This window comes from Psychrobacter sp. NPDC077938, from assembly GCF_044542635.1.
In the GTDB taxonomy this organism is placed as follows: Bacteria; Pseudomonadota; Gammaproteobacteria; order Pseudomonadales; family Moraxellaceae; genus Psychrobacter.
Genome location: NZ_JBITUW010000002.1, coordinates 435970 through 447913 on the forward strand (window position 1 = coordinate 435970; position 11944 = coordinate 447913).

The 11944-nt window shown below is 43.7% G+C and carries 10 protein-coding genes; 4 read left to right on the top strand and 6 right to left on the bottom strand.

What is annotated here, in order from left to right; all coding sequences use genetic code 11:
* Positions 1-120: 120 nt before the first annotated feature.
* The 3 genes from ACIGBM_RS05310 to lipB form a co-directional block, all read right to left on the bottom strand.
* Positions 121-585 carry a hypothetical protein gene (locus ACIGBM_RS05310; protein ID WP_379544100.1) on the bottom strand — a complete coding sequence of 155 codons (465 nt, stop codon included), beginning with the start codon at positions 583-585 and terminating at the stop codon, positions 121-123.
* Positions 586-742: 157 nt separating this feature from the next.
* Entirely contained in the window at positions 743-1273 is a 531-nt protein-coding gene (locus ACIGBM_RS05315) for an inorganic diphosphatase (protein WP_057759479.1), read from the bottom strand.
* Positions 1274-1467: 194 nt separating this feature from the next.
* Positions 1468-2307, bottom strand: a complete 840-nt coding sequence (gene lipB / locus ACIGBM_RS05320; RefSeq protein ID WP_397477003.1) for a lipoyl(octanoyl) transferase LipB — start codon at positions 2305-2307, stop codon at positions 1468-1470.
* A gap of 393 nt (positions 2308-2700) precedes the next feature.
* On the opposite strand from lipB, the gene ACIGBM_RS05325 reads away from it, so the two are divergent.
* The 4 genes from ACIGBM_RS05325 (at position 2701) to pncB (ending at position 9086) form a co-directional block, all read left to right on the top strand.
* Entirely contained in the window at positions 2701-4185 is a 1485-nt protein-coding gene (locus ACIGBM_RS05325; RefSeq protein ID WP_397477004.1) for a coniferyl aldehyde dehydrogenase, read from the top strand.
* Between the two features lie 453 nt (positions 4186-4638).
* Complete coding sequence (locus ACIGBM_RS05330) at positions 4639-6561, top strand: glycine betaine ABC transporter substrate-binding protein (protein WP_397477005.1); 1923 nt, start codon at positions 4639-4641, stop codon at positions 6559-6561.
* Positions 6562-6646: 85 nt separating this feature from the next.
* The gene (locus ACIGBM_RS05335; protein WP_397477006.1) at positions 6647-7558 is read left to right on the top strand and encodes an ATP-binding cassette domain-containing protein; all 912 of its coding nucleotides are present in this window, start codon (positions 6647-6649) and stop codon (positions 7556-7558) included.
* A gap of 301 nt (positions 7559-7859) precedes the next feature.
* A complete protein-coding gene (pncB, locus tag ACIGBM_RS05340; RefSeq protein WP_397477007.1) occupies positions 7860-9086 on the top strand; it encodes a nicotinate phosphoribosyltransferase in 1227 nt (408 codons plus the stop codon).
* A 94-nt stretch (positions 9087-9180) separates the two neighbouring features.
* Here pncB and xseB read toward each other — a convergent pair whose 3' ends face one another.
* The 3 genes from xseB to ACIGBM_RS05355 all read right to left on the bottom strand — a co-directional run bounded on the left by xseB (position 9181) and on the right by ACIGBM_RS05355 (position 11771).
* A complete protein-coding gene (gene xseB / locus ACIGBM_RS05345; RefSeq protein ID WP_296210982.1) occupies positions 9181-9426 on the bottom strand; it encodes an exodeoxyribonuclease VII small subunit in 246 nt (81 codons plus the stop codon).
* 58 nt (positions 9427-9484) lie between these two features.
* Positions 9485-11017: an exodeoxyribonuclease VII large subunit gene (gene xseA / locus ACIGBM_RS05350; RefSeq protein ID WP_397477008.1), complete on the bottom strand. Its 1533-nt coding sequence runs from the start codon at positions 11015-11017 to the stop codon at positions 9485-9487.
* Positions 11018-11402: 385 nt separating this feature from the next.
* Positions 11403-11771 carry a hypothetical protein gene (locus ACIGBM_RS05355; protein ID WP_397477009.1) on the bottom strand — a complete coding sequence of 123 codons (369 nt, stop codon included), beginning with the start codon at positions 11769-11771 and terminating at the stop codon, positions 11403-11405.
* Positions 11772-11944: the final 173 nt, after the last annotated feature.

The window sequence follows — 11944 nt, forward strand, 5'->3', positions numbered from 1 at the left end:
AAGGATTCAAGGGCAGGTTTTCAATGAACTATTCGACTAGCTACATTCTTAAATTGTAGCTAGTCGGTATGCAGTTTTATAGAAGGTATGTTGATTCAGTCCTTTGTTTAGCTAAATCACTTAACCAAATACTCGCCACAATATCCAAAATATTCCTATCATCAAGACAGCAATCACGAGCAGTCGTTTTAGCCAATAAGGTAGTAGAGGTTTCTTGTAGCCTAAGTCATTCAACTGACTATCGACACCATCTTGCAGCCCCTTAAACCCTTGACTCTGTTTGGTGGTTTTAATACGATTTTTTACCAATGGCCCAGGCTCGTCTTCTTCTTGCTCTCTATCAAAACTGATGGCTTGATTTGGAATGCCTTGTTTACTAGCGATGGTATTGAGCTTCTGTTGTTGCTTTACCTTTAGCTGAGTCTCATAAGCATCAATTCTACTTTTGGCTTCATCCATACTGATGTTTTCGTCTGCCGCCAAAGTTTTAATGGCCATTACTAGGTTGTTTTTTTCGACCATCATAATGACGTCTCTTGGCAACTTGGTATTGACCGGTTTTGCGCTAGGGTCGGGGTTAAACATGACTGTCCTTATTACGGCGTATAAGTGTGAATGAATAATATGCTCATTATAACCATGTTAGATAAGCAATGTTCAAGCAAAAAAATACCGCGGCCACTATGGTGACTGCGGTATTTTATTATTTATCGTTATCGGCATTTTTGCCAATATTCGATAATTATAGATCTTTCCAACGTTGGATAGACTCTTTGATAACTTCTTTCGCTTCTGCGACATCGCCCCAAGATTCAACAACCGTCGTACCAGCTTTTTTCAGGTCTTTGTAATGGCTGAAATGGAACTCTAACTGGTTGATCAACTGCTTTGGTAGGTCTTCTAAGCTGTTGTAAGCATTGCCTGTGTCACGGTCATCAGCAGGGACAACAACGATTTTGTCATCTACTTCGCCATCATCAACAAACTTCATCACGCCGATAACTTTTGCTTTTAAGAAAATACCAGTCGGTAGTGGCTGCTCAGTCAATAGCAATACGTCAAGCTCATCGCCGTCTTCGTCAAGTGTTTGCGGGATGAAACCATAGTTACAAGGTTTGGCAAAAATCTGTGGGTCAATACGGTCAAGCTCAAATACTGCTAATTCGCGATTCCACTCAATTTTATGGCTGCTACCAGCTGGGATCTCTACTACTACGTTGATGATGCCGCCGTCTACGTCGCCTGCGTCCAAAATTTTGTTAAAATCTGCCATAAAATGCTCCAATTTGCTTTTGTTTTAAATGTTTGAATAAGGGGTTGAGCTAGGGAGACAGCAAGGATAGTTGCTGCGTCCGATTTGTACTGCATGCGATTATAGCAAGTTTGTACTGAATTTTCTCTTAATGCTTAAGTCTAAGCGTGCAAGATATTATGCAAAAAAAGATTATGCAAAAATGGGCTCAAAACTTACTTGGGTGCGATAGCTCGCAACTCAATCAGTCCAGCATGGCGCTTGGCGATGTTATCGATAAGTTTTTGAGTGACTGTCTCATAGCTGAATGAATCGCTCATCTGCTGTTTAGACTGCGCCTCTAGCTCTGTTTGCTCTGAATCTGTTTGCATGGCTACAAAGTCAGACAGTCGCAACATCTGCATGCCGGCATAGCCACAAGGATTGATGGCGTTAAATGAGGACAGGTCACAATTTAAATTAATCGCAATACCATGGTAGCTAAAGCCATGTTTAATCTTAAAGCCTAGCGAGGCCATTTTGCCCAGCATAATCTTATTATCAAGAGAGTTGTCATCTGTAGCGGTGCTATCATCTGTTGCAGCAGTATCTGCATATAGGTAGACACCTGGGGCATCGCGGCGCGCATGAGCACTGATATTGTCACTATTAGACGGTGAGCTACGCAAACAGTCATTGATGACGTCTTCTATCGCTTGCTCAGCATGGGAGACAAGATTGCGCACACTCCATTTGAGGCTGTCTAAATCAAACAACCAATAGATTACTAACTGCCCATGACCGTGCCATGTCACCTGACCACCGCGATCGGTCTTGATGATAGGCGTATCAGTGCGCTGTAATATGTGCTCTTCTTTACCTGCCTGTCCAAGCGTGTAGACATCGTTATGATCGACAATCCACAATTCATCAGGCGTACGCAGCCCTTGTTGTTTTTTTAGATCGATACGTTCGAGGGTGCGTGCCAGCATCGCATCGAGAGTAGGGACATAATCGGCGGCTGATAGAGATTTGCTGACAAGCGTATCATTGAGGGGTTGTGTGTCATTTTGCATGAGAGTATCTGTCTTATTATTATCAAGTTTAAAATAAATAATGCTCATCGGTAGTGTAGCAGTTTTGGCGACTATCGCCCAAAGATATATACTGTCGCAATGTCTGCAAGTGGCGTAAATGCTAATAGCAAACAGCTAACAATGGCTGATGAAATAACAGGTATAAAACAGTGGTAAGTCGCTTATAAAGTACTGCTAGTACAGACGCAGTAGTCAACCAAAGGTGCTGTTCATTGCTCAGCCGATGCGCTACATTAAAGTGTAATGAATGGAATCTGATGAAATTTATAGTCAGAGTAGGTTATCAAAGAGTGCACCTGACTAGAAAGATAGAGCCTCTAACCCAATATAGTATAGTGACTACAAACCTTATGACTATGACAAGGAAGACAAATGACAGATAGCAACCAAATCGCCCATGAGCAGGCAGTGACCGAGTCAGGTTTTGCGCTGCAGCGTGTGCCTGAAGCCCTAAGTACGGCGACGACTATCGATGAGATGAAAGCGCAATTTTCACGCTTGCAAATGTTAAGCCGCACCCAGCCAATCAACGATTGGGGCACTCGTACGACGCAGCTAGACAATCTAGAAGTGATGCTTAGTGACAACCAAGAGAGTTTTGCAAAGGCGATTAGTGCAGACTTTGGCTATCGTAGCCAGTCAGAGACGCAGTTTGCTGAGTTATTTCCTAGCTTTACTGGTATTAGCCACGCCAAAAAACACGGCAAAAAATGGATGAAAGCCCATCGCGCGCCTATCTCAGCGCTGTATATGCCAGCCCATAATGAAATCCAGCCTCAGCCATTGGGTGTGGTCGGTATCATGGTGCCTTGGAACTATCCGTTATTTTTAGCAATTGGCCCGATGATTGATGCAATCACCGCAGGCAACCGCATTATGGTCAAAATGAGTGAGGCCGCGCCGCAATTTGCTCAGACATTTGCTGATGCCATTGCTCGTTATTTTTCGCCAGATATGATCTGTGTGGTGCTCGGTGAAGTTGAGATTGCTGCCGCCTTTAGTGAGCTACCATTTGACCATCTTCTATATACCGGATCGACTGCGGTGGGCAAAAAAGTCATGGCTGCCGCTGCACCAAATCTAACGCCAGTGACGCTTGAGCTTGGTGGCAAATCACCAGTGATCGTACTAGATGATGTCAATCTAGAGTCTGTCGTCAATCGAGTGATGATGGGTAAGACACTAAATGCTGGGCAGACGTGTATTGCGCCAGATTATGTCTTGATTCAGCGCCAATACCATGACCAGTTTATCCAACTTGCAAAAGAGTGGATGACCAAGCATTATCCTGATATCGAAGAAAACCCAGATTACTCTCGCATTATTAATGGTGAGCAGTTCAAACGGGTAAAAGGCTATCTAGATGCGCTAACAGGTGGCGAGGTACATGCGTTAACTGCCGTTGAGCCCAATATAGAAACCCGCTTAATGCCACCAGTCATTGTTAGCGAGCCTGCGCCTGACAGCGACCTCATGCAAAACGAGATTTTTGCCCCGATTTTGCCGCTGATGCATTATGAGACGCTTGATGATGCCATTTACTTTGTAAACTCGCGTCCACGTCCATTGGCGCTATATGTGTTTAGTGATAACTACAGCAGTATCGAAAACGTGCGTAATAACACGGTCTCGGGTGGTCTGTGTATCAACGAAGTTTTGATACATGTCGCTCAGCATGACTTGCCGTTTGGTGGCGTGGGTGACTCTGGTACTGGTGCGTACCATGGTAAGGCTGGCTTTGAACGTCTAAGCCATATGAAGCCGATTTTTGTACAAACCAAGCTCAATGGTCTGAATTTATTATTGCCGCCATATGGTGGACTGTTTAAAAAGGCGATGGCGCTGTTTTTAAAATAACTGTTCTTGAAATAAAGGTCTTTAAAATAACCACTCTTAAAAGAGTTGTCTTCAAAGTAACTGTTCTTGAATGAGACGTTCTCTAATAGTTATAGAAATTAATAGTGACCTGTTTAATTGATATCATAACCAATAGCACCTATCCAGATAGGTGCTATTTTTTTATCTAAAATATGACTTCTCAAATATAGATTTCTAAAATTAAGAGCGACTTGTCATAAGAGCTTTATCAAAATTATCGTAAATTTATCTAATGCGTTAATCGACAAATAAGCGTTTGTCATCACTTCTATAAATCGCTACACTTTGTAGTAAGTCTAAACAACAGTAGATAGTAGCTGAATGGTCTAGAGCTAGCATTGGTAAACATGATATAGCGACGTTCAGCTATTTTTTAGTTCTATTGTTTTGATAGTGACTTCATACCGATACAACATAATAATAGGAAAGAGTATGCGCCAATGGATTGCATTAAGCTTACTGTGGATGAGCGCGATACTATTGCCTGTATCGGCGTCTGCTGCCTGCAACTCAACGATTAAATTTGGGGCACTGACATGGGAGAGTGGGCAGTTCACCTCTGGCGTACTCAGACATATCGTAGAAGATGGATACGGTTGTACGGTAGAAGAAGTGCCAGGAGCAGGGCCTGCACTTGATACAGCGCTATCACAGAATGACATTCAGGTCATCGGGGAGCAGTGGGTTGGTCGCTCGCCAATCATGGAAAAAGCCATTGAGCAAAATCAAGTGGCCATCATCGGCGATACGCTCAAAGGGGGTGCAACTCAAGGCTGGTATGTCCCGCGATACGTCTTGGAAGAGAATCCAGGACTTCGCAGCTATCAAGATTTGCCTAAATATACTGAGCTATTTAAAGACCCTGAAGACCCTGGTAGATCTCGCTTTATGAACTGCCCCTCTGGTTGGACATGTGAGATTTTTAACACACGTTTGCTAAAAACCACCGGCCTAGACAATCTCTTTAACAATGCACACCCTGGTACGGGCGCTGCTCTCGATGCCGAAATTGCCTCCGCTTTTGAACAGCATAAGCCACTGTTGTTTTACTACTGGCAGCCTACTGGGCTAATGGCAAAATATGACCTTGCGCCATTAGAGTTTCCAGCTTATGAGGATGCTTGTTGGCAAAATCTGCTGCTCGCTGATGGTAAGATGAATTGTGTGTCAGGATTCCCAGTATCACCGTTAGGTATTGCCGTTTCTACGCCGTTTGTCGAATCAAATCCTGAACTAGCAGCTGTCTTTGAAAAGGTGCAATTTACCTCTGATGAGCTAAACGGTGCTATCTTGGAGATGAGCGAAAGTAAACGTACTGGCGATGAGCAGGCCATGGTGTTTTTGCGTGACAACCCAGAGGTTTGGCAAGCATGGTTATCCGATGAAGCCGCTACCAATCTCGCTACCAAGTTAGGTCTTAGCTCAACGGGTGCTACCGGTACAACTGCATCTAGTATCAATGCGTCAGCGCTTGCATCAAGCTTTCCTTCATGGTCGCTTGAGACCCCACTCAATAACGCTTTAGCGAATGTGGTCCAAAACTATGGCGATGTATTTCGTACTATTAGCACGATGGCCCTTACTTATTTGCTACTACCTATTGAACGATTATTAACGGTTATCCCGCCTTGGTTGATTATTGCATTTGTGACTGTGCTTGGCTGGTTTGGTGTTCGCAAGATTTGGTTTGCGCTGGCATGTGGTGCAGGGCTGTTTTTGATTGGTGCTTTTGGCTTATGGGGCGCATTAATTGACACTCTAGCGCTGCTGATCGTATCGGTACTGGTCACGGTGGTGATTGGTATTCCTATTGGTATTGCTATGTCAGGTAGCAAACTACTACGCAAGATTGTGACGCCAGTGCTAGATATCATGCAGACCATGCCAAGTTTTGTATATCTCATACCAGTGCTGATGTTGTTTGGTATTGGTAAAGTGCCTGCGTTATTCGCGACCGTGATTTATGCTTTGCCACCCTTGATTCGTTTGACGACATTAGGGATTACACAAGTCAATCATGAAATGGTCGAAGCAGGACGATCCTTTGGTAGTACGCATTTACAGCTACTTCTCTGGATTAAATTGCCACAAGCGTTGCCCAGTATTATGGCAGGTATCAATCAGGCTGTGATGATGTCGCTTGCCATGGTGGTATTGGCCTCAATGATTGGTGCTCCTGGGCTTGGTGAAGATGTATTGCAGTCTATCCAAACGCTCAATATCGGTCAGGGTCTACAAGCAGGTACGGCCATCGTTATTGTTGCTATTATCATTGACCGTATCACGCAAGCATTTGGTCAAGGTAAGCGTACCCGTCAAAAAACCATCGAAGCAGGCAGACGTCCGATTGGATAAAAAATTATCTAGTGGTATATGACTGAATCCATGGTAATCGACCGAAGCCCTGATAATAAAAACCACGTGAATAGTGAGAGCACCGATGAATCATATCCAATTAAAAAATATCAGTAAAATTTATAATGCCAGTAGTACGCAAGCACAGTCTGCATTGGCATTGCTGGCTGAGGGTATGGATAGCATCAAGGTAAAAGAGCAAACGGGCTATTCAGTGGGTCTGTATGATATTAATCTAGATATTAAGGCAGGCGAGTTGCATTGTATTATGGGGCTATCAGGCTCAGGAAAATCAACGCTGATACGTCATATTAACCGCTTGATAGATCCAACCAGTGGTGAGATATGGGTAGATACTGCTCTGAATAGAGAAGATGCGACTCATACAATGGCTGATAGGCAATCAGTGACAGATAATACAAGTACGGCAGTAGAAGACAGTTCTGCTATGGCTATTAATATTTTAGCGCTCAACGACAAGCAGTTGCAGCATTATCGTCAGCAGACAGTCAGTATGGTTTTTCAGCATTTCGGCTTAGTGCCGCACATGACGGTCATACAAAACGTCGCTTATGGGCTGCGTGTTCGAAAAATGAGCGTAAACGAGCGACATGAAACGGCACGACATTGGCTCAATGAAGTCGGTCTATCGAATTTGGAAAACAGCTACCCTGATGAGTTGTCAGGGGGTATGCAGCAGCGCGTTGGTCTGGCTCGTGCCTTAGCGACGGACAATCCAATTCTACTAATGGATGAAGCATTCTCTGCGCTTGATCCGCTTATTCGCGCTCAACTGCAAGACCAACTACTTGAATTGCAAGAACGATTGAACAAAACCATTGTATTTATTACCCATGATATCGATGAAGCTGTCAAAGTAGGTCAGCGTATTAGTATGTTAAATGGCGGTCGACTCATACAAACGGGGACGCCAAACGAGTTGCGACATAATCCTGCTGATGATTATGTGGAGCAGTTTATGAGTGCAAAAGCGTAAGCCGTGTTAACGATCCATGAATAGGTTGTCTGGATAGACTTATACGATATTTTTATGAATGGTTTTAGGATCTGTTGAACATACAAATGTGGTGCTGGCAGTCACTATTAATCGCAATCATTTCACTATCATTTTGCTGCAATCAAAAGTGAACTCTGAAATAAATACCAAACTTCGTTATACTGAACGGTTTATCGATGGCTCATAATGAATGAGCGTGTATTGTTTATCGTCCACACATGATGTCGCTTTGTCTATCAAATGACGTTTGTTTCTTATTTTGCACTTTTAAGGCCATAGCATGACCGTTTCTTATGCACCTATTATTACTTCATTGCTTGATAATGATTTGTACAAATTTACGATGTTACAAGCCATGCTGCATCAGTTTCCGCAAACCCATGGTGTTTATCGCTTTCGCTGTCGTAATAACAAAGATGCCGCCTATCCATTGGCTGATATCCAAAAAGATCTAGAGCAGCAACTAGACAGCTTATGCGAATTGCGCTTTTTACCAGATGAGCTAGAGTACTTACGTAGCTTACGCTTTATTCGCTCAGATTTCGTTGACTACCTAGAGCTGTTTAAGCTAAAACGCCGTTTTATTACGGTAAGTACAGACGATAAAGGTCGCCTGTTTATCGATATCGAAGGACCAATGATTCAAGCGATGTTCTTTGAAGTATTTGTACTAGCCATTGTCAATGAGCTGTATTTTAATGCGCTATCTAATGACAGCGTGATTAAAGAAGGGCAACGTCGCCTTGATGCAAAAGTAGCGCTATTACATCAGTATGCTGAAAAGCAAGCTCAGTACGGTCAAGATACGCCGCCATTTATCGTTGCGGATTTTGGCACGCGTAGACGCTTTAGTCGACGTTGGCAGGCACATGTAGTGGAGACGCTACATAAAGCTGAGCCAAAGATAGTCGGTGGTACATCAAATGTGTATTTGGCCAAGCAATTAGGAATGACGCCAATAGGCACCATGGCGCACGAGTTTATGCAGGCGTTTCAGGCATTAGATGTGCGTCTGCGTGATTCACAAAAGGCCGCGCTTGAAGCATGGGTGCATGAGTATCGTGGCGATTTAGGTATTGCATTGACAGATGTAGTCGGCATGGATGCGTTCTTACGTGATTTCGACTTGTATTTTGCCAAGCTATTCGACGGTCTGCGTCATGATAGCGGCGACCCTTACATCTGGGGCGATAAGGCGATTGCCCATTATGAGAAGTTAAAAATAGACCCAAAAACCAAGATTTTGACTTTTAGCGATGGGTTAAATCTAGAGAAGGCGTGGGAGCTGCATCAATATTTTAAAGGGCGCATTAGAACCAGTTTCGGCATCGGCACCAATTTGACCAATGATATGGGCATTACGCCGATTAATATCGTGCTTAAATTGGTAGAGTGCAATGGTCAGCCAGTCGCTAAGCTGTCTGACAGCCCAGGCAAGACCATGATCAATAACGACACGTATCTTGCCTATCTACGCCAAGTCTTTGAGGTTGACGAACCAGAGTAAACCAAGTATCAAACTGTTGCGTTGCCAAATGTGCCAAATGAGATTGATGCGCTTGGCTTGACTAAACAGCTGCTATCTAGTGGCTGTTTTTTGTTTAACTATCAACACTACTGGTGGATTTTTCTTCGGCAAAGGCCACATCCAATGCTTGCTGTACAGCATTGATACGAGTCTCGCAAACACGATAAGCGGCAATAGATTCTTCGACCGTTGTCATTAGATTATCAATATCAGGCTCATCCTGTTGCTGTAGTTCAGCCGCATTGGTTTTTAAAATATCGTAAGCCGCTTTAAAGGTTTTTGGGGCGGCTTTTTTGCGTCGGCGAGTAGGGGTTGTCATAAAATTTCCTAATTGTTAAAGGTAAGTCGGTGAGTAATCTGTAGATATTATTATGTGGTTAAGTTAGAGCGCCTGAGGTTTCCGTCGCTTCTTTATCCATAGTGACATCGATAATCTGCGCTTTTGCGTTGCCATCTTTTAAAATGATATTAACGGTTTGCTCAGGATACAGTTGGGTACTACTAGTGAGCGTCTGCTTGTTTTTAGCATCCGTGAGCATGGTATAGCCTTGCTTGAGCACGCGAGAGGGGCGATGTAATAGCACAATGTCACGTAGATGTTCGCTATCGCGCTGTGCTTGCACAATTTGCTGCTGTGCGTTTTGTATGATTGACTCTTGATGATTTCTGCTATTGGTAGCGGCTTTTGCGAGCTGTTGATGCGCTAAGGTTTGCGTTTGTGTGTATCGCTCAGCCGTCAGTCTGACTGCTTGCTTTACTTGGCGCTGGGCACTTTGTTGAATACTGCGCCATGCATAGTCACTGTCTTTTCGTAGAGCGGTGAGCTGCCCAATCGTTTGCGACTGTATTTGACTTAACTGTCGCGCAGTTTGTTGCTCAGCAGTATTCAATTGACGCTGAGCCGCTTGCTTGATTTGTGCCTGATATTGTAGCGTCTGAGTGACGAGCTGGGCCAAGTGGCTATGGATAGCAGCAATCACCTTTGATGGGGTGTCAAAGCTAGTATGAGCCACTTCATCTAAGATGACTTTGTCACGCTCATGACCGATACCCACCCAGACAGGGACAGGCTGCTCAGCAACCAGAGCTGCCAACTCATAATCATTGAGATAAGCTAAGTCACCAACCGCACCGCCACCACGAATAATGACCAACAAGTCTGGTAGACGCTGATAAGTATCGTAAAACTGCTGCTGGGCGCTAACGATGGCTTGGCGTATCTCGGCGGGCGCATGATTGCCTTGAAACGTAGCGTTATGATAATGGAAGTGACACGCACCTGTACTGGCTAAGCGATCCGCATCTGCTTGGAAGTCTCCCAATCCAGCGGCCTTTTCAGGGGCAATGACCAGCACATGCTCAATATCAAAAGGGGCAGGTAGCTGTTGATTAAGATGTAATAGCCCTTCCCCTGTTAGGCGGTCAACCATTTCTGCATATTGCCGTGCCAAGTCGCCTAGCGTATAGCTAGGATCAATATCTTCAATGGTGATTGAAAAACCGTACTGGGCATGAAATCCTGCCGATACTTTGAGGAGTACGGTCAAATCACGCTCAAGCGGCATGCCAGTCGCACGTTCAAACTTAGCTAATACACGAGCAGCTTTAAAACGCCAGAGATTGCCACGACAACTGGCGACCACTTTGCCATCGTCATCTTTTTCTGCCAGTTCAAAGTAGTAATGACCACCTTTACTCGACAGATTACGAATTTCAGCTTTTACCCATACACGGTGGTCAAAAGTTTGTTTGATGACCATTTCAACCGCTGACAAGTAATCACTTAGGCGTAGGACCGTATCCTCTAGATGGTCTTCCTGCTCAGCGAGTTCCGCTTCCAAGGTAGCCAAATCTTTGGCAGGTGCTAATACTTTGGCCTGTTTAATATTTGAAAGATTGGGTTTGCGCATAATATTAGACCAAAGATAATGAAAATATAAAGACTGACGAGGATGTGCTGAATACGTAGCGGATAGTTTAACTTAAAAAGGAGAGTACAAAAAGCGAAGCCAACAAGCTTTGATTGATATATTATCTATATCGCAGTTTGTTGGCTGTTTAATCAGAGAAAGATTGTATGTCACTTAATGTTAGCGATTAGATCGTAAACCTGTTTGCGTCTAAAAGAGATTGTCGTGTAGAGAAAAGTAGATGGATATTTTTAGCTAGATATGTTTATAGCTAGATATAGTCGGTTCGAGATAATTCAGATACAAGGAAGGCAAGCGAAAGTGCTACAAATAGTAGACTGAGTGAGCCTGACACTGTATCTGATTTATATGGTATTGACGATATTTATTGGCAGCGAAAGTTAATGGTGTATTCATAATCATCGTTACGTGACAGATCTGGTGTACCCGTGCCAAATATCGAGCCAACGACAGCTCCTACTTGGCCAACCATACGGCCAGTACGCTCATTTAAGATACCGTTATATTTTACGTTGTCATCAACGATAATCACTTGCTTGCTTCGACAAGTTTTTTGAGCACTATCGATCGCATTTTGTTGTGCTTTGACCTTGGTATCAGCGATACCGGTTGTCTCATAGATAGAGTTGGCACGCTGAATCACGGGTGAGGAAGGCGTGCTCTGACAGGCGCTCAAAGCAAGTGCAGCCACTAACGTTGCCGTCAAACTGGCAGTTTTATTAAAAGTGTTCATAAGTAATTCCTGATTTATATAAGCAGAACGTCTTAGCTATAGGCAAAGCTTTATGAATGTAACTTATCCAGATATTACCTGTCTAGACAGTTATTGTGTGCTGTATTACCGGTATATTGCCGATGAACCTTGCCCTAGATATAAACCAGTTTAATATCTTAAGAACAGCAATA

Bases quoted from the DNA above. Each gene is read 5' to 3' on its own strand.
- ACIGBM_RS05310 (WP_379544100.1), bottom strand. From the start codon at position 585: ATGTTTAACCCCGACCCTAGCGCAAAACCGGTCAATACCAAGTTGCCA.
- ACIGBM_RS05315 (WP_057759479.1), bottom strand. From the start codon at position 1,273: ATGGCAGATTTTAACAAAATTTTGGACGCAGGCGACGTAGACGGCGGC.
- lipB (WP_397477003.1), bottom strand. From the start codon at position 2,307: ATGCAAAATGACACACAACCCCTCAATGATACGCTTGTCAGCAAATCT.
- ACIGBM_RS05325 (WP_397477004.1), top strand. From the start codon at position 2,701: ATGACAGATAGCAACCAAATCGCCCATGAGCAGGCAGTGACCGAGTCA.
- ACIGBM_RS05330 (WP_397477005.1), top strand. From the start codon at position 4,639: ATGCGCCAATGGATTGCATTAAGCTTACTGTGGATGAGCGCGATACTA.
- ACIGBM_RS05335 (WP_397477006.1), top strand. From the start codon at position 6,647: ATGAATCATATCCAATTAAAAAATATCAGTAAAATTTATAATGCCAGT.
- pncB (WP_397477007.1), top strand. From the start codon at position 7,860: ATGACCGTTTCTTATGCACCTATTATTACTTCATTGCTTGATAATGAT.
- xseB (WP_296210982.1), bottom strand. From the start codon at position 9,426: ATGACAACCCCTACTCGCCGACGCAAAAAAGCCGCCCCAAAAACCTTT.
- xseA (WP_397477008.1), bottom strand. From the start codon at position 11,017: ATGCGCAAACCCAATCTTTCAAATATTAAACAGGCCAAAGTATTAGCA.
- ACIGBM_RS05355 (WP_397477009.1), bottom strand. From the start codon at position 11,771: ATGAACACTTTTAATAAAACTGCCAGTTTGACGGCAACGTTAGTGGCT.